This is a genomic window from Vibrio sp. JC009, from assembly GCF_029016485.1.
Lineage (GTDB): Bacteria > Pseudomonadota > Gammaproteobacteria > Enterobacterales > Vibrionaceae > Vibrio.
On sequence record NZ_CP092107.1, the window covers coordinates 1,515,803 to 1,532,481 of the forward strand.

Sequence of the window (16,679 nt, forward strand, 5' to 3'; positions counted from 1 at the left end):
TGTTTTCTCATCTTTCAGCGAGGTTACCATGAAAAAAATTCTTATAGCCGCAGCTCTGTTTATGTTCTCTGCTTTATCATTTTCAGCAACAAGCAGTTACCACAACACAAAAACGCTCAGAACCGAGGGGTACGCCACTAAGCAGCAAGCTTATCAATCCGGTTTTGATTTGGCAGATAGTCTGCAAACCATGTCTGAAAAAGACCTGAAATGGAAGTTTACAGTGACTGACTCTTCAGCCAGGAAGTTTAAGGTAACCGATACTATGGTGACGGTTCAGGAATTTGCTAAGGTCCGGGACCAGATTCAGTACAGAGCCGTGGTTTTGGTGAGTTACCAGTATACAGTCCATGAGAGTAGCCATAACTAACAAAAATGGTTTATTGGGCGGATATTGGGTTGATGTATTTTTAGCGCATCGATATCCGTCTGATACGATTTCCGCCATTTCAACACTTTTTAGCGATAAATTTTTGTAAAAGAAACTCAAATCTAGCACTGAATCCCTCCATTTATATACCTTTAAATTAAACACTTACGCCAATTTATAGTTTTGCTGAATGTAAATTTATAACCTTTTACTATCCACTTGTGCAGTATGGTGCCATGATTTAACCGTGTTCAGGACAACCGGTAACAAAAACCGATTGCAAGCAAAGAAATCAAATCTATTTGTGAGGTTATTATGAAAAAGTTAAGTGTACTAACTGCTGCTCTAATTCTTTCCGCTTCAGCGATGGCGGCAACAGAAACGGTTTACAACCATTCAGTACTAAAAACAGATGGTTTTGCGACTAAACAAGAAGCTTACAATTCAGGTTTTGATGTTGCAGACGACCTGAAAGCTATGTCTAACCATGAGCTGAAGAAAAACCTGTCTGTATTCGAGACTTCCGCAAAACGCGTAACTATCGATGACACTGTTGTGACTGTTGAAGAATTTGCTGAAGGCCGGGACGCTATCCAGTACCGTGCGAATGTTGATGTGAACTACCACTACACAGCAACCGATCACGATCATAGCTAATACTAACAGCGGCGATCTCCTACTTAGAAGGGAGTACCTCTTTTAGACAACTAAAACCCGTTTCAGTGATTACTGGAGCGGGTTTTAAACTATTTCTCTAATACCAATCCCAGCAATTATCTGTTCACCCTTATCAATTCCCGATTCTCATCGCTATCCGGTTAAATAAACCACTGCAAACTGTTTCTTTTTCCTCATTAGCCCCTCGTTCCCATGCTCGCGTGGGAATGCATGCCGTGGCTGAAGGCGCGTGCGTAACACACTGAGCGAAAAGAAATTAAGTTCAGTGGAAGTATAAACTCAGGCTGGTGGTTTTGAGCCTGATATGCATTCTCACGGAGTGTGGAAACGAAGGTTTGAACTCATGAGAAACAACCCCTCCCTGCCTCCCCTTCGATGTTACTTCTTCGAAAATCCGGCCTTTTGAGGCTAAGGGGAGGAGCATTCTTTGACTCCTTAAACTTGTGTATAAGAGTCAGGCTGCAAGCTTGAAAGTACGCAGAGATTTAAACAGACAGCTTTCCCTGCCTCTGTATAGCGTGTGGAGCTCACCGGGTAAGCTAATAACTTCTGTATAGAAGTCCTGGCTGAACCAGTTTTCGTGCCCGGGCAACGGCATAGGCATAACTTGTGAAAATGCATTCAGAGTTAGTTATTTGGGAGGTGTATTTGTTTCTGCTTTCCCCGCTCTTCCCGATGCAATGCCTTTAAACTCTCAAATTCAACGATTTTAGTTATAAATATTCATAAAAGAACCTTAATCTTTAACTAGTGATATTCTGTTTATATATATTAAAAACAGTGAGTTAAGGTGTTTTATAATTTCCGTGAATGTTAATTTACAACCTTTTACTATCCAGTTGTGCAGCAAGGTGCCATGATGCACTCGTCTTCAGGAACGCTGGTTTTCAAATCAGCAAAATGAAAAATTTAATATCTATCTTGTGAGGTTATCATGAAAAAACTAACTGTATTAGCAACTGCTCTTATTCTTTCTGGTTCAGCTCTGGCATCTACAGAAACTGTTTACAACCACTCAGTACTAAAGACTGACGGTTTCGCAACAAAACAAGCAGCTTATAACTCTGGCTTTGATGTAGCAGACGGCCTTGAATCAATGTCTAACCACGAACTGAAGAAAAACCTGTCAGTATTTGAAACATCTGCAAAACGCGTAACTGTTGATGACGCTGTAGTAACAGTAGAAGAGTTCGCTGCTGGCCGCGGTGATATTCAGTACCGCGCAAATGTAGAAGTAAGCTACCACTACACAGCAACTGACCACGACAGCTAATTCCGAAGGCAGAGATGACTCTGCCCGGAACAATCAATATTAAAACTATTTGTAAGTAAGAATTAAAAATTATCTTGTGAGGATATCATGAAAAAACTAACTGTATTAGCAACTGCACTTGTACTTTCTGGCTCAGCTCTGGCAGCTACAGATACCATTTACAATCACTCAGTACTAAAAACGGATGGCTTCGCTACAAAGCAAGCAGCTTATAACTCTGGCTTTGATGTTGCAGACAGCCTTGAGTCAATGACCAGCCATGAACTGAAAAACAACCTGTCAGTATTCGAAACATCAGCAAAACGCGTAACGGTTGATGATGCTGTAGTAACAGTAGAAGAGTTTGCAGCGGGCCGTGGTGATATTCAGTACCGTGCAAATGTAGAAGTAAGCTACCACTACACAGCAACTGACCACAACAGCTAATTCCCGATTGTGGAGATCTCCCGCTTAGAAGAGATCTCCGCGGTTAAAGAACATTAGCCGTTAAAGAGCAGGCTCAGATTTCCGGACGATACAAGCGGATTAATCTGGCTGTTCCTGCCCTTAATTCGCTCCAGTTACCGCACTCCAGTTCCAGAAGAGCAGCATGCGCTGTTTTCATACGAACTTCAGAGTCGGTAAGCTGGCAGGCGAGTTCCTCCAGACCGGGATTATGCCCGACTAAAACGATATGCTTTAACGTCCCGCCGTCTTTAAGCATCTCTATCAGTGCCCTGGCACTGGCTTCATAAATGGCATCTTTTAATTTCAGCTCCAGCTCAGGCTTATCCCTCAGAACACCCTGAATGCTTGTGTAGGCTCTTACTGCCGGTGAGCACCAGATTTCATCCACATCTTCGGGGAAATCATCCGTCAGATTCACTACCTGACGATACCCTCTAGCATTAAGAGGCCTTAAAAAATCTTCAAGCCAGGGATAATCCCAGCTCGATTTCGCGTGACGGAGCAGAGTTAGCTTTAGCATAGTGGCTTTCATTCCAATATCTTGGCACAATCAATTTTTATCATAGACCTGATTTAGCAACAAAAATACTTATGCGCATTCTCCATACTTCAGACTGGCACCTTGGTCAGAATTTTTTCACTAAAAGCCGTAAAGATGAGCATCAGGCATTCCTGGCATGGCTGCTTGAACTCACTGAGGAAAAATCCATTGATGCCATCATAGTCGCGGGGGATGTGTTTGATACCGGTACGCCGCCCAGTTATGCGCGTGAAATGTATAACCAGTTTGTGGTTGATCTGAATCAGAGGGGTTGCACTCTGATTGTACTTGGCGGAAACCATGATTCCGTTTCTACCCTGAATGAGTCAAAACAGCTGCTTTCCTGTCTGAATACCTACGTAGTTGCAAGTACATCGGATGATTTGCAGCAGCAGCTTATAGAGCTGAAAAGCCGTGAAGGTGAGACGGGGGCTTTACTCTGCGCCGTACCTTTTATCCGTGCCAGAGATGTTATGCAGAGTTTTTCCGGAGATTCCGCAAAGGATAAGCAAAAGCAGCTGGCAGAGGCGATAGAAGATCACTACCAGCGCCTGTTTGCCCTGGCTCTGGAAACAAAGCAAAAGCGGAATTTGCAGGTTCCTGTTATTGCCACCGGGCACCTTACGGCTTTGGGGGTAACCAAAACTGAATCGGAACGGGATATCTATATTGGTACACTGGACGGTTTTTCCTCAGAGGGCTTTCCTCCCGCTGACTATATTGCGCTTGGTCATATTCACAGACCTCAGATTGTTGCTAAGTCTGAGCATATCCGTTACTCCGGCTCTCCTATTCCCTTAAGCTTTGATGAGCTGAAATCTCAGAAGCAGGTTGTTCTGGTGGAGTTTAAACATGAAGAGCGCAAAGCGATTAGCACCATTGATGTACCCATGTTCCGTAATATGACGGTAATTAAAGGCGATCTGGCAGAAATCGAAGAGCAGCTTGCGCAGATATCCGGTGATTCAGAGCAGGCGACCTGGGTGTCCGTTCTGGTGTCTGAACAGGATTATCTGTCGGACCTTCAGCAACGGGTACAGGAGATGACCGAGGGGCTGAATGTGGAAGTGATTCAGCTTTTAAGAGAGAGAAATACCAGAAATCACACCCTGGAGCAGCAGGTTAACGAAACACTGTCTGAACTGAGTGTGCAGGATGTCTTTGAGCGCCGGGTCAATCTGGAATCCTTTGAAGGTGAAGAAGAGCAGGAAAGGCTGAGCAGAATTACCCAAACCTTCCTTGAAGTTGTGCATGAAGTTGAAGTTGGAGGGGATGAATAATGAAAATACTGAGCCTGCGATTTAAAAATCTGAACTCTCTGAAAGGTGACTGGAAGATTGATTTTACCCAGCCTCCTTTTTCTGAAAACGGACTGTTTGCGATAACCGGCCCCACAGGCGCCGGTAAGACCACCATTTTAGATGCCATTTGCGTTGCGCTTTACCATAAAACGCCTCGTCTGGAGAATATTTCCGCTTCCAGTAATGAGCTGATGACCCGTGGCACTGCTGAGTGTTTGTCTGAAGTTGAATTTGAAGTTAAAGGGAAAGCCTACCGGGCTTTCTGGAGTATGCGACGTTCCCGCGGCAAGGTGGACGGAAACCTTCAGGCCGCTCAGGTTGAACTGGCTGAAGTGGAATCAGGCAAGGTAATGGCCAATCAGGTGAAGAAAAAATCGGAACTGATTGAGAGCATCACCGGCCTGGATTTTGGCCGCTTTACCAAATCCATGCTGCTGTCACAGGGGCAGTTTGCTGCCTTTCTGAATGCAAAAGAGTCTGAGCGGGCTGAACTTCTGGAAGAGCTGACCGGTACTGAGATCTACAGTCAGATCTCGGCAAAGATTTATGAGCGTTACATTCAGTCGAAGCAGACAATGGCTGAGCTGGAAGCCAGAGCTCAGGGAGTCCAGTTACTGAGTGAAGAAGATAAGCAAGTACTTACTACTGAGTTGGATGCTGTTCAAAAAGAGCAGAATGAACAGAAACAAGAGCAGGAAAAAGTAACGGCTTACCTTAGCTGGTGGGAAAACAGCGATAAGCTGAAGGATAAGCAGCATCATAGCAGACTGGATCTGGAAGCGGCGAATCATGAACTGGAAGCGGCGAAACCTGAGCTGGAAAAACTGGAAAGGAGTGAACCTGCTGAAAAGCTGAGAATGCCTTATTCGATGATGAAACTGGCACAGGCTCAGTTAGCGGAAGGCCGGGAGAAACTCGCTGAGAAAAGTAAGCAGTCAGATGAAATCAAGAACCGGGTAGATGCTGCCCGGCAGGATTTACAGAAAACCGAGAGTGAATTTCAGCTGGCAAAGGAGTCTTATCAGGAGCTGGATAAACTCATTAGCGAGAGCATATTGCCACTGGATGAGCAGATCCGGGCCGGTAGCGGCAGGGTTGCTGATATAGAAAAGCTGCGGGGCGGGCTTGAAACAGAACTAAAACAGTATCTGGCCCAACAGGAAAATTCGGTTAAGCAGTCTGAACAAACAACCCGGACACTGGCGGAGCTGGAGACGTACTTAGAGCAGCATGCGGCAGATAAGCAACTGGCAGCGAATCTTGAAAAGTGGGTGGAGCAGCAGGCTCAGGTGGAGCGTCTTCACCAGAGCAATCAGGACTCGGAATACCAAATTCAGAATCAGAGAAAGTTGCTTGATACGCAGCAGGCAGAAATTGCCGATGCGGAGCAGGCGGTGCGTGAGAGTACGCAGTTGCTTACCCGGAAACAGGCGGAAGTGACAACCGCAGAGCATGAGCTTGAGTCACTGAAAAAACAGCCGGATTTACCGTGTGAACTAACGCAAATCGACTCCTTTTTGCAAAGCCTGAATCAAAGGCTGGCTTCAACTCATGAGCTTCAGATCCTGCAGCGGCAGTGGCAGGCGCACTCTCAGGAGCAGGAGGAGAAGGGTAAACAGCAGAAAGAGCTGACAGAGCAGCATGCGGCCTTGCAAAAGGAACGGGAACAGCTTGTTGAGCGCTACCAGCATCAGCAGCAGTATATAAAAGCGCTGAGTAAACTGGTGGATCAGGAGCAGCTTCTGGTTCAGTACCGTAACGAGCTGAAAGAGGGGGAAGCCTGCCCGCTTTGTGGCTCAGAGAAGCATCCGCTGATTGAGCAGGGTAACACCATCAGCATTTCTGATGAGCTAAGGAACAGGCAAGAGGCTGAAGCTGAGCTGGAGAAGATCAAAACTCAGGGACAGGAAGCCAGGCTGAAGCTGGACTCCATGGCAAATGGCATCACTGAAAGTGACAAGCGCATTGTCTGGCTGAGTCAGGAGATGACACAGCTGCAAAATCACTGGCAGGACAAGGCGGCGCTGATTCAGTGTGACATCCGGATTTCGGATGCGGAAGGTCTGGCCGGTTTTGGTACAGACCTTGAAGCTCAGCGCGATAAACTGGCTCAGCTCCACTCAGCCTACCGTCAGAATCAGGAGAAACAGAGCCAGCTTAAAGATGAACTGCAAAAGCAGATGCAGGCAAGCAGTCAGCTTGATTCTAATTTAATGCTGTTAAAGCAGAAAATGGAGCATGATGCTGCCAGCCTGAAAAAGCTGGAAGAGCAGGTTTCTCAATCTGCCAGGGAAGAGCAGCAGCAAAAAGAAGTTCTGGCCCAGCAGATAAAAGAGAGCGGATTTACCTTAGATAAAGATATCGGAGACTGGCTGCAGGTTAAACGGGCGGATCTGACGCTCTGGCAGGAGAAAGAAGCGTCGGTGAGTCAGCTTCGTCAGGAAAAAGCGGTGCTGGAAACCAGCATGGCAGCGGCGCAGAAGCGGCTGGATGAAGTTTCTAAACAGCTGGATGAAACAAACATACGCTTTGAGCAGGAAAATACGCAGCTGCATCAGGTAAAAGAGTCACGTATTTCGCTGTTTGGTGATAAGGATCCGGCTCAGGAAAGAGAGCGCAGTCAGAAGCAGATTAAACAGCTGGAAGCGGGTTTCCAGGCAGAACAGAAGCAGTATGTTGAATTGCAGGGCAGTGAAAAAGCCATTCAGGGAGAGGTGACGTCTCTGGAACAGGCCCAACTTGAGCTGCAAAAATCCGCTGATGAGCGAACGCTGGAGTGGAATTCTCTGTTGCAGGAGAGCCGCTTTAGTCACACGGAAGAGTTCGAATCGGCGCTGCTGAGCAAAGAAGAGCGACATCAGCTGATCGAGCTGAAACAGAGACTGACAACGGCTATTGAAAAAGCCAAAGCGGTGCTGGAATCAACCGAGAAAAGTCTGACGGAACATCTGGCTCTGCCGCTGGCACAAGAGTGTGAAAAAGCAGAAAAAGAAGCCTTACTTGCTCAGAAGAGCGAGCTGGAAAACCGCTCCGTTACTTTAACCAGGCGTATTGGTGAGATAGATAACGAACTGAAATCCGATCAGGCAAGAAGAGAAAGTCAGCAGGCGCTGTTTAAAGAGATAGAGGCCTACCGCCAGGTTTATGATGACCTTCAGTATCTTAACTCACTGGTAGGTTCAGCTGACGGAAACAAATTCCGCAAATTTGCTCAGGGGCTGACGCTGGATAATCTGGTCCATCTGGCGAACCGTCAGCTTAACCGGCTGCACGGCCGCTACGAACTGAAACGTTGTGAGGGTGAAGGGCTGGAACTGGCGGTCCTGGACACCTGGCAGGGCGATTCGGTGAGGGATACCAGAACGCTGTCTGGCGGGGAGAGTTTTTTGGTCAGCCTTGCGCTGGCGCTGGGCTTGTCGGATCTGGTTAGCCATAAAACCAGCATAGATTCGCTATTCCTGGATGAAGGCTTCGGTACGCTGGATGCTGAAACTCTGGATTTGGCTCTGGATGCACTCGATAGCCTGAATGCTTCAGGTAAGATGATTGGCGTGATTAGCCATATTGAGGCGATGAAGGAGAGAATTCCGGTTCAGCTAAAAGTGAACAGGAAAAGCGGGCTTGGTGTCAGCGAGCTGGAAAACGCATATGGGTACGTATCCAAATAGCGCATTATCATAATCTTAAAGCAGTATTGTTCTTGGCGGTTTGTGTTGTTTTTAAGACATAAATGAACATTATAGTCTATTTGTATAATAAGGAATGGTGTTGATCACCTAATGGCGGTAAGCTATGCGATATAATAAATTTTAATATATCCATGCATATATACTAACAACGTATAAATTTAGTTGCGCACCCCAGGCTTTATACAATGAAAAAAAGAAAAGTGCTGATTACCGGGATTACCCTGGCAATTGGCTCCTTATTTATGATGATGCTAATGCTGAATCTGACACACAGCAAACATGAATTGCTCTATCAAAGTCAGGTTAAGCGCTATGCTTCTTTCTTGCTGGCAGATCAACTGAGGCAAAGCTCAGATGATCTTACCCGTATGGCCAGAACTTATGTGGTTACTCAGGATGACAAGTACGAAAAAATGTACTGGGATATTCTGAGTATTCGCAATGGTGATAAGGCAAGGCCTGAGAATATGGAACGGGTCTACTGGGATCTGGTGCTCGAATATGGTGATAAGCCTAAACCAGATTCTGAGGCGATTCCTCTTGTTGAGTTAATGAAAAGAGCGGGTTTCTCTGAACAGGAACTTGCTTTGCTTGAGTTGGCTCAGCAAAATTCAGATGCACTGGTGACAACTGAAAAAGTAGCAATGAATGCGGTTAAAGGACTTTTTGGTGACGAAAAGGGCAACTTTACTGTTTCCGGGAAACCTGATTTAGAAATGGCTCGCCGGATTATGCATGATGCAAAATATCATCAGGATAAAGCCAGCATCATGTCACCGATTGATGAGTTCCTCAAAAGTCTGGATGAAAGGACCAGACAGGAAGTGGAGCTAAGAAGAAAAGAGCAGATAGCGTATGAAGAGATGCTTGCTCTTAGCATTGTAATGACTTTTATTGTTCTGTTGATTGGCACTTTTATGATCCACAGAGGTTTATCAATAATTAAAGAGTCTGATGCTGACGAACTCTCATTTGACTGATTATGCAATTTCACCCCACCACACCCTCGTTCCCATGCTCCAGCGTGGGAATGCATATCGGGGCTAAAGGTTTACTCATAACACATTGAAAAAGTGGAGTTAAATCCAGGGCGAGTTGCACAATGACTGGCGAATTTAAGTCTGGTATGCATTCCCACGGAGGACCGTGGGAACGAGAATTTTGCGTAATTATTCAGTTCTGCTTATTGCCACATTACCAGTACCGCCGCTAAACCAACCATTACTAACGCTGTGATGTCCTTCCTCTTGATCTCTTCCTTCAGCCAGAAATACGAGATCAACATGGTAAAGAAGATCTCCACCTGTCCCAGCGTTTTTACATAAGGAACCGCCTGCAAAGACATGGCACTAAACCAGCCAAACGATCCCATAAAGCTGGCTAAACTGGTCATCACCACCAGTTTTGGTCTGGTGATCATCGTGATAAGTGTCGCTTTGTCACGCATAAGCAGATAACCCACTAGCAGAATGGTCTGGATAGAGATCACCAGAAACAGCACCCATGCAGCGCTGTGCGGGAAAGGAAGGTGAAGACTCAGACTGGCTTCTCGTATCCAGAGCGATGTCAGAGCAAATGCAGTACTACACGCCAGACCAAGCAGAGCGGTTGAGGGAGAGATACTGCGAAAGCCATGCGGACAACTGAGGATCAGCACTGCGATACCACCAATTAACACTCCGGCCCAGCCGATCATGCTCAGTGATGTACCAAAGAAAAGCACGCCAAGAAATGCCGCTACCGAGGCTTCGTTTTTCGCCAGTCCTGCGCCAACGGCAAAGTTCTTCTGTTTAAACAGCACCACCATCAGGGCGGTGGCCACAATCTGCATTACAGATGCAGCCAGTATATAAAAGGCAGACTCTCCGGTTACTGACGGTATATCAACGGGTTTCCACTGATACAGCGCGATTAGGTAAATCAGAGCAAGCGGGCTTGCCCACATAAAACGCGCCAGCGTCACACCGGTGACGTTCAGGCTCTTGCTTAACTGGCTCTGAAAGGCGTTCCGCCATGACTGGCTGAAGGCAGCAAGAAAGGTAAAGAGTATCCAGGTCAAAATAAGGTCTTAGCAAATAAGTAGTTATCCGAGTATAAGGTGTTCTCCCAGTGCTGTATACGGCATTGGGATGTGGCGTAGAATTGCCGTTTAAGGCTGGCTTTAATCTTGCTTAATATTTCCTGATTTCATTTCCAACTGTTGTTGCGGCGTTTTAGAAGGTAGTGAGAGGGGTAAAAGGATGAATAGTGCCGATGCAAAGAGAGAATATCAAAAGGTGGTTCAGGATTTAAAATCCCGGGGTACCTACGCCGGTGAAGTAGAATTCAGTCCGGAAGGAGAATGGCTCGGAATGGTGTATGAAAAGAACTACGCATACAGTGATTTCAGAGAACAGGTTCACTACGCAAAACTGGTTTATAACGGTAGTGCTTTGCTAAAGTAATCTAATTTCAAATAGTTCTTCAATTCACGGCAGATATAAGTAGACTATGCTGCTTTCTTAGCCTGTGGTTTTTGGAGACTATTGTGTACAGAGACAAAACAGCACTGCTGTTTATCTTTACCGCCTTTGCAGCCGGATCGTCCAGTTCGTTTTTCTATCCTCTGTCGAGTCTGTTTATTATTGAGGCGCTGGGCGCGACTCCTGCAATGCTCAGTATCTATATGGCGCTTGCGGTATGCAGCTCTGTCGTTGTATCTCAGCTTATTGCCAATTTCTCAGATCGTGGTTGGCCCCGGAAAAAAATCCTTCTTACCGCGTTATGCTGTTACCTCATTACCGTAGGCTGTTTTTCATTTATCCGTAACTATTACCTTGCCGTAGCCATTGCAGTGCTATTTGGCAGTATCAGCGGCGCTTCATCGGGGCAGTTGTTTGCCCTTGGCCGGGAGTACGGCGATAAGCACCTGAAAGACAGTACCTCATTTGTGGCAACCATGAGAGCGGGTATCGCCATCGCCTGGGTATTTGGTCCTCCGGTTGCCTTTATGCTTAAAGGAAGCTTTGGCTTTAGCGCCTCGTTTTTAACCTCCGCTGCCATGACCTGTGCCTGTATGACCATTGTTGCCCTGTTTATTCCCGGTGGTGCGCCAGCCAAACCTAAAGCGAAGCAAAGCGAAAAAACAGAGAATAAGAAGCTGGATAACAGAGTTCTGCTGTACTGTCTGGCGATTGTCTTTATGTTTTCAGCCAACCAGTTATACCTTAACAGTATGCCGCTTTATCTTTCGAAAGAGCTGATGGTGGATGTCAGCATGCTTGGCTTGCTGTTTGGCGCTGCTGCCCTGTGTGAAATTCCGGTGATGATGAATGCCGGCTGGCTGGCAGCAAGGTATGGTGCGGTGAAAATGCTGGCGCTTGGCTTATGTTGTGCCTGTGTGTTTTATAGCGTAATACTGAGCTCTTCTGAGTTCTGGGCACTATTAGGCGCTCAGGTGTTTAACGGTATCTTCATTGGCTTAAGTGCAACGCTGGGAATGGTCGTTCTGCAGAATATGATGAAAGACAGGCTTGGTTTTGCCTCAACGCTGTTCACCAACATGCTGCAGGTAAGTATGCTGGTGGCCAGTATGTCTATCGGCGTGGTGGGTGAGCTGTTTAACTACCACAGCGCTTTTATTGTTTGTCTTACCGCTGTGCTGTGCGCTTTGATGCTGATGCTCTACTTCCTGGCAAGCAAGACATTGGATTAATGTTTTCTATTTTAATGCATAAAACACGAAAAAATATTCACTGCTGAGCGAAAATTCAGCAGTGATCAACGTTCTGAGTCCGCAGAGTTTTTATACTGGTTTCATCTATACCTTTTATCTCAAGGCCATAGCCATCAAGGAGTATTATGAAACCACAGGAAAAACCGGCTAACCCTAACTTCTCTTCCGGCCCTTGCGCTAAGCGTCCGGGCTACGATGTCAGTCAACTGGATTTATCCACACTTGGGCGCTCTCACCGCAGCTCAATAGGTAAATCGGCTCTGCAATCGGCCATTGAACAAACCAAAACGGCACTGAATATTCCCGACGATTACCGGGTCGGGATTGTGCCAGCTTCTGATACCGGGGCCATGGAGATGGCGCTCTGGTCTCTGCTGGGGCCAAAACCTGTCGACGTATTTTGCTGGGAGTCCTTCGGTGAAGGCTGGCTTGGCGATATCACCAAACAGTTAAAGCTAAGCGATGTGCGTCATTTCGGGGCGGATTACGGCCAACTGCCGGATCTTAGCCAGGCAAACCCGGACAATGACACCGTCTTTACCTGGAACGGCACCACATCGGGTGTCTGCGTTCCTGACGGGGAGTGGATTGCGGGTGATCGCAGCGGATTAACCATCTGTGATGCAACTTCGGCAGTGTTTGCCATGCCGATGCCGTGGGAAAAGCTGGATGTGACCACTTACAGCTGGCAGAAGGTACTTGGCGGCGAAGGTGCTCATGGTGTGATTGTTCTTAGCCCTCGTGCGGTAGAAAGACTGGAAACCTATACGCCAGAGTGGCCTATGCCGAAGATCTTCCGTTTAACCAAGGGTAATAAACTGATTGAAGGGATCTTTAGCGGGGCAACGATAAATACGCCGTCCATGCTGTGTGTGGCAGATTATCTTGATGCCCTGCAGTGGGTTGATTCCATTGGCGGGCTTGATGCCTGTATTAGCAAGTCACGTGAAAACCTGGCTGTGATTGAAAAATTTGTGGCAGAAAACGACTGGATCGGTTTTCTGGCTGCCGAGGCGCAGACCCGCTCCAATACCAGTGTTTGCTTGTCTCTGGATGCCACACCTGAGCAGGTAAAAGCTCTGGTGAAGTTACTGGATAGCGAAGGGGTTGCTTACGATATAGGTGCTTACCGTGATGCGCCCGCCGGTCTTAGGATCTGGTGCGGTGCCACGGTTGAGTCCAGCGACCTGAAAGCACTGCTTCCCTGGTTAGCCTGGGGTTATCAGCAAGTATGTAACTAATCAATCACAGAAAGCCCCATGTGCCAGCAGGTCATGGGGCTTTTAGCAAGGGAGCTTTGCTAATGAGAAAAATTCGTACCTATAACAGTATCAGTACCCACGGACTGGATCGTTTCCCCCGCGACAGCTATGAAATCAGCAGTGAAATCAGTGAGCCTGATGCCATTATGCTGCGCAGCCAGAACCTGCACGACACTTCGTTTCCTGATCAGGTAAAAGCCATCGCCCGCTGTGGCGCCGGTGTGAATAATATTCCTGTCAGTGACTGCACACATCAGGGAATTGTGGTTTTCAATACACCGGGTGCTAATGCCAATGCGGTAAAAGAGCTGGTTTTAACGGGAATGCTGATCTCTTCACGTAATGTGATTGGTGGATTAGATTTTGCCAGAAACCTGATGAGTGAGCGTGATAATCCTGAATTTTCAAAACTGGTTGAAAAGGGCAAGAAGGACTTCGTCGGATCTGAGCTTGCCGGTAAAACTCTCGGTGTTATTGGTCTGGGGGCAATCGGCGCCAGCGTTGCACACGCAGCACTTTCTCTGGGAATGAAGGTAATTGGATATGACCCTGCTCTGAGTGTGGATGCGGCATGGCAGTTGTCTTCTCAGATTAAACGGGCGGAAAACATGCAGTGGTTGCTGGCTCGCTGTGATTTTGTCAGCCTGCATGTTCCGGCCAATGAGAAGACAAAGGATCTTCTGAATGCCGATACGCTTTCTCATATAAAAGAAGGTGCGGTATTGCTGAATTTTGCCCGTGGTAGCATTGTTAATCAGCAGGCGCTTCTTTCTTCGCTGGAGCAGGAGTGCATAGGACAGTACGTTTGTGATTTCCCGTCTCCTGAATTACTGGATCATCCAAAGGTGATTTCACTTCCTCACCTGGGAGCAAGTACGCTGGAGGCAGAGCAGAACTGTGCTTCCATGGCAGCCGATCAACTGATGGATTTTCTGGAAAACGGCAATATCCGCAACTCGGTGAACTTTCCGTCTATTACGCTGGACAGAACCCAGGGCTACCGTATCGCCTTTGCCAACGACAATGTACCTAAGGTTCTGAGTCATGTTCTTTCTGTTCTGTCGGATATGGAAATCAACGTAATTGACATGCTTAACCGGAGCCGGGACGATATTGCTTACACCATAGTGGATATCGCCTCCGAGCCTACGGATGAACTGCTGGCTCAGATATCGTCGGTGGAGCATGTGTTTAACGTGCGAACTTTTTAATTTGGATCTCTGACACCAACTGCTCTCTGTGCGAAGGTGCTGATCCCGTACCTTCGCTTTTTTAATGGTGTTAATTGCTCTGAAGGTTTACCGACTAACGTCAAGTTGATAGTATTTCGCGCCTGAGAAGTATGCGGGATCCGCTATCAATATGAATTACCCTACAAAAAATCACTCCCTTTCTGATATCGGCGGCAGTTCTATCCGGTTGCATGAGGTTTGTCTGGATATCGAGGGCAAACAGGTACTGAACAAGCTCTCTTTAGATACTCAGGTAAGACGTCTTGGGGTTATTGGCCGTAATGGTTCCGGTAAATCGACCTTATCCAGAGTGCTTTCCGGCTTAGTTGAAATTCATTCTGGTCAGATTGAAGTGGCCGGAATTAATCCTTTCAGCGATCGTAAATCAGCCCTGAAGGAAATCGGCCTGCTATTTCAGAACCCGGATCATCAGATAATTTTTCCTACCGTTTTAGAGGAAGTGGTTTTTGGCCTGCGTCAGCTCGGGCAGAAAAAAAGGGTTGCCGAGCAAAATGCGTTAGAAACGCTGGCAACCTTTGGTAAAACGCACTGGCAAAATGTCCATACTTCTGCGCTTTCTCAGGGTCAGAAACATCTGGTGTGTCTGATGGCTGTGGTGGCGATGCAGCCAAACCTGATTATTCTGGATGAGCCGTTTGCCGGTCTTGATATTCCGACTAAAAGACAGCTGCAGCGGTATCTGGACAGATTTCCGGGAAGCCTGATTCATATCAGCCATGATCCGCAGGATCTGAACAACTATGAGCAGTTGCTTTGGCTTGAGGGTGGACAAGTAGCCGCGCTGGGGACTCCGGACGAGGTGCTGCCGGAGTACTTAAACGAAATGCACAGAATTGGAGACAGTGATGATATCTCTAACCTCTCCAGTTGAGACCCGCGCACATCGATGGAGTGCAGGCTTTAAGCTTGGTGCTCTTTGTCTGACAACCCTCGGTCTGTTCTTTGTAGAAAACCTGGTTTTCCAAAGCCTGTTTTTAATCACGGTCATCGCTCTTTATGCCTTGCCCGGTGCCGCATTTTTTAAAAGTGGCTGGCAGCATTTAAAGATCCTCTGGCCGTTTATTTTAGTGGTTGTGGTATGGCATCTGTGGACGATGGAGGTTCAGTTGGGTGCCATCATTATCTGCAGACTGGTATCCACAGTGGCACTAGCTAACCTGGTGACAATGACCACACGTTTGTCGGATATGATTGACGTTGTGCGTCTCCTTGCCAGCCCCTTTCAGCGTTTTGGATTAAATACGCGGGCACTTGAGCTTTCAATCGCTCTGGTTATCCGAATGACGCCGGTATTGATCGCCAAGGGAACGAGTCTTTCCTGGGCGTGGCGCGCCCGCTCTAACCGCCGCTCCGGTTGGCGGATCATCTTACCTTTTACTGTACTTGCGCTTGATGACGCAGACCATGTTGCCGAAGCCTTACGTGCTCGCGGCGGCCTAATTAATCAGGAGGAAAAATAAATGGAAAAAAATGTTGCTTATACAGCTCTGTTTGCAGCTCTGATTGCTGCGCTTGGTCTGGTTCCCAAAATCACGCTGGCCTTCGGTGTGCCTATTACCGCACAAAGTCTTGGCATTATGCTGTGCGGAACCATACTTGGTGCAAAACGTGGCGGTTTAGCAGTGTTACTGTTCCTGCTCCTGGTTGCTCTTGGTCTGCCGCTACTTGCTGGTGGCCGTGGTGGTCTGGGGACGTTTGTTTCAGCCACCGGTGGTTTCCTGATTGGCTGGCCGGTATCGGCATTTGTGACTGGTTTTATTGTTGAAAAGTGGCGTAGCGCTTCTCTGACTCTTGTTGCAACTATTGCCTCTGTAGTTGGCTGTGTTCTTGTTTTGTATGCGTTTGGGGTTGTAGGGATGGCTGTTGTTCTGAAGAAGACGCTGTTGGAATCTGCGTCGCTGGTTACCGCCTTTATTCCGGGTGACATCATTAAAGCGGTCATTGCCGGTCTGCTTACTTCCGCTATTGCTAAGGCAAGACCGGCAAGTCTGCTATCCAGATCAGCATAATAAAGAGGCAGAGGGAAACAATCGAGGGCTATTGATGCGCAAAATAATTAGAAATATCAATAGCCTCAATTAATCTTTTTCTATGATTGAGTTAACAGTTTGCTAATGGTTTGTTGCTGATTAGGTCTTATACTTTAGAAG

At 47.1% G+C, this 16,679-nt stretch carries 16 protein-coding genes; 14 read left to right on the forward strand and 2 right to left on the reverse strand.

Annotation, left to right across the window (positions count from 1 at the left end; translation table 11 throughout):
• Positions 1-28: 28 nt before the first annotated feature.
• The 4 genes from L3Q72_RS21735 (at position 29) to L3Q72_RS21750 (ending at position 2,747) form a co-directional block, all read left to right on the forward strand.
• On the forward strand, positions 29-370 hold the full coding sequence (locus L3Q72_RS21735) for a DUF3316 domain-containing protein (protein ID WP_275132648.1): 342 nt from the start codon (positions 29-31) through the stop codon (positions 368-370).
• A gap of 315 nt (positions 371-685) precedes the next feature.
• Positions 686-1,027: a DUF3316 domain-containing protein gene (locus L3Q72_RS21740; RefSeq protein WP_275132649.1), complete on the forward strand. Its 342-nt coding sequence runs from the start codon at positions 686-688 to the stop codon at positions 1,025-1,027.
• A gap of 955 nt (positions 1,028-1,982) precedes the next feature.
• Positions 1,983-2,321 (forward strand): DUF3316 domain-containing protein, encoded by a 339-nt coding sequence (locus tag L3Q72_RS21745; RefSeq protein ID WP_275132650.1) that lies wholly within the window; start codon positions 1,983-1,985, stop codon positions 2,319-2,321.
• 87 nt (positions 2,322-2,408) lie between these two features.
• A complete protein-coding gene (locus L3Q72_RS21750) occupies positions 2,409-2,747 on the forward strand; it encodes a DUF3316 domain-containing protein (protein WP_275132651.1) in 339 nt (112 codons plus the stop codon).
• Positions 2,748-2,820: 73 nt separating this feature from the next.
• Here L3Q72_RS21750 and L3Q72_RS21755 read toward each other — a convergent pair whose 3' ends face one another.
• Positions 2,821-3,300 carry a histidine phosphatase family protein gene (locus L3Q72_RS21755; RefSeq protein WP_275132652.1) on the reverse strand — a complete coding sequence of 160 codons (480 nt, stop codon included), beginning with the start codon at positions 3,298-3,300 and terminating at the stop codon, positions 2,821-2,823.
• A gap of 59 nt (positions 3,301-3,359) precedes the next feature.
• On the opposite strand from L3Q72_RS21755, the gene sbcD reads away from it, so the two are divergent.
• The 3 genes from sbcD (at position 3,360) to L3Q72_RS21770 (ending at position 9,279) form a co-directional block, all read left to right on the forward strand.
• Positions 3,360-4,589, forward strand: coding sequence for an exonuclease subunit SbcD (sbcD, locus tag L3Q72_RS21760; protein WP_275132653.1), 1,230 nt, complete (start codon positions 3,360-3,362; stop codon positions 4,587-4,589).
• Positions 4,589-8,278 carry an AAA family ATPase gene (locus tag L3Q72_RS21765; protein WP_275132654.1) on the forward strand — a complete coding sequence of 1,230 codons (3,690 nt, stop codon included), beginning with the start codon at positions 4,589-4,591 and terminating at the stop codon, positions 8,276-8,278. The genes sbcD and L3Q72_RS21765 overlap by 1 nt, the downstream gene beginning before the upstream one ends.
• A gap of 206 nt (positions 8,279-8,484) precedes the next feature.
• Positions 8,485-9,279 (forward strand): hypothetical protein, encoded by a 795-nt coding sequence (locus tag L3Q72_RS21770; RefSeq protein WP_275132655.1) that lies wholly within the window; start codon positions 8,485-8,487, stop codon positions 9,277-9,279.
• Positions 9,280-9,482: 203 nt separating this feature from the next.
• Here the strand turns inward: L3Q72_RS21770 and L3Q72_RS21775 are convergent, their stop codons facing one another.
• Positions 9,483-10,358: a DMT family transporter gene (locus tag L3Q72_RS21775; protein ID WP_275132656.1), complete on the reverse strand. Its 876-nt coding sequence runs from the start codon at positions 10,356-10,358 to the stop codon at positions 9,483-9,485.
• Between the two features lie 181 nt (positions 10,359-10,539).
• Between L3Q72_RS21775 and L3Q72_RS21780 the strand changes: the two genes are divergently transcribed.
• From L3Q72_RS21780 to L3Q72_RS21810, 7 genes are all read left to right on the forward strand, one after another.
• Positions 10,540-10,743, forward strand: a complete 204-nt coding sequence (locus L3Q72_RS21780; protein WP_275132657.1) for a hypothetical protein — start codon at positions 10,540-10,542, stop codon at positions 10,741-10,743.
• A gap of 83 nt (positions 10,744-10,826) precedes the next feature.
• The gene (locus L3Q72_RS21785) at positions 10,827-11,993 is read left to right on the forward strand and encodes a sugar efflux transporter (RefSeq protein WP_275132658.1); all 1,167 of its coding nucleotides are present in this window, start codon (positions 10,827-10,829) and stop codon (positions 11,991-11,993) included.
• A gap of 146 nt (positions 11,994-12,139) precedes the next feature.
• The gene (locus tag L3Q72_RS21790) at positions 12,140-13,255 is read left to right on the forward strand and encodes a phosphoserine transaminase (protein WP_275132659.1); all 1,116 of its coding nucleotides are present in this window, start codon (positions 12,140-12,142) and stop codon (positions 13,253-13,255) included.
• A gap of 62 nt (positions 13,256-13,317) precedes the next feature.
• Entirely contained in the window at positions 13,318-14,487 is a 1,170-nt protein-coding gene (locus tag L3Q72_RS21795; RefSeq protein WP_275132660.1) for a phosphoglycerate dehydrogenase, read from the forward strand.
• Positions 14,488-14,638: 151 nt separating this feature from the next.
• The gene (locus tag L3Q72_RS21800; RefSeq protein WP_275132661.1) at positions 14,639-15,400 is read left to right on the forward strand and encodes an ABC transporter ATP-binding protein; all 762 of its coding nucleotides are present in this window, start codon (positions 14,639-14,641) and stop codon (positions 15,398-15,400) included.
• Positions 15,375-15,989, forward strand: coding sequence for an energy-coupling factor transporter transmembrane component T (locus tag L3Q72_RS21805; RefSeq protein ID WP_275132662.1), 615 nt, complete (start codon positions 15,375-15,377; stop codon positions 15,987-15,989). Before L3Q72_RS21800 ends, L3Q72_RS21805 begins: the two co-directional genes overlap by 26 nt.
• Positions 15,990-16,538 carry a biotin transporter BioY gene (locus L3Q72_RS21810; protein WP_275132663.1) on the forward strand — a complete coding sequence of 183 codons (549 nt, stop codon included), beginning with the start codon at positions 15,990-15,992 and terminating at the stop codon, positions 16,536-16,538. It abuts the gene before it with no gap.
• Positions 16,539-16,679: the final 141 nt, after the last annotated feature.

What these genes read in the sequence shown, in the direction of transcription:
- L3Q72_RS21735 (WP_275132648.1), top strand. Translation starts at nt 29, where the DNA reads ATGAAAAAAATTCTTATAGCCGCAGCTCTGTTTATGTTCTCTGCTTTA.
- L3Q72_RS21740 (WP_275132649.1), top strand. Translation starts at nt 686, where the DNA reads ATGAAAAAGTTAAGTGTACTAACTGCTGCTCTAATTCTTTCCGCTTCA.
- L3Q72_RS21745 (WP_275132650.1), top strand. Translation starts at nt 1,983, where the DNA reads ATGAAAAAACTAACTGTATTAGCAACTGCTCTTATTCTTTCTGGTTCA.
- L3Q72_RS21750 (WP_275132651.1), top strand. Translation starts at nt 2,409, where the DNA reads ATGAAAAAACTAACTGTATTAGCAACTGCACTTGTACTTTCTGGCTCA.
- L3Q72_RS21755 (WP_275132652.1), bottom strand. Translation starts at nt 3,300, where the DNA reads ATGAAAGCCACTATGCTAAAGCTAACTCTGCTCCGTCACGCGAAATCG.
- sbcD (WP_275132653.1), top strand. Translation starts at nt 3,360, where the DNA reads ATGCGCATTCTCCATACTTCAGACTGGCACCTTGGTCAGAATTTTTTC.
- L3Q72_RS21765 (WP_275132654.1), top strand. Translation starts at nt 4,589, where the DNA reads ATGAAAATACTGAGCCTGCGATTTAAAAATCTGAACTCTCTGAAAGGT.
- L3Q72_RS21770 (WP_275132655.1), top strand. Translation starts at nt 8,485, where the DNA reads ATGAAAAAAAGAAAAGTGCTGATTACCGGGATTACCCTGGCAATTGGC.
- L3Q72_RS21780 (WP_275132657.1), top strand. Translation starts at nt 10,540, where the DNA reads ATGAATAGTGCCGATGCAAAGAGAGAATATCAAAAGGTGGTTCAGGAT.
- L3Q72_RS21790 (WP_275132659.1), top strand. Translation starts at nt 12,140, where the DNA reads ATGAAACCACAGGAAAAACCGGCTAACCCTAACTTCTCTTCCGGCCCT.
- L3Q72_RS21795 (WP_275132660.1), top strand. Translation starts at nt 13,318, where the DNA reads ATGAGAAAAATTCGTACCTATAACAGTATCAGTACCCACGGACTGGAT.
- L3Q72_RS21800 (WP_275132661.1), top strand. Translation starts at nt 14,639, where the DNA reads ATGAATTACCCTACAAAAAATCACTCCCTTTCTGATATCGGCGGCAGT.
- L3Q72_RS21805 (WP_275132662.1), top strand. Translation starts at nt 15,375, where the DNA reads ATGATATCTCTAACCTCTCCAGTTGAGACCCGCGCACATCGATGGAGT.
- L3Q72_RS21810 (WP_275132663.1), top strand. Translation starts at nt 15,990, where the DNA reads ATGGAAAAAAATGTTGCTTATACAGCTCTGTTTGCAGCTCTGATTGCT.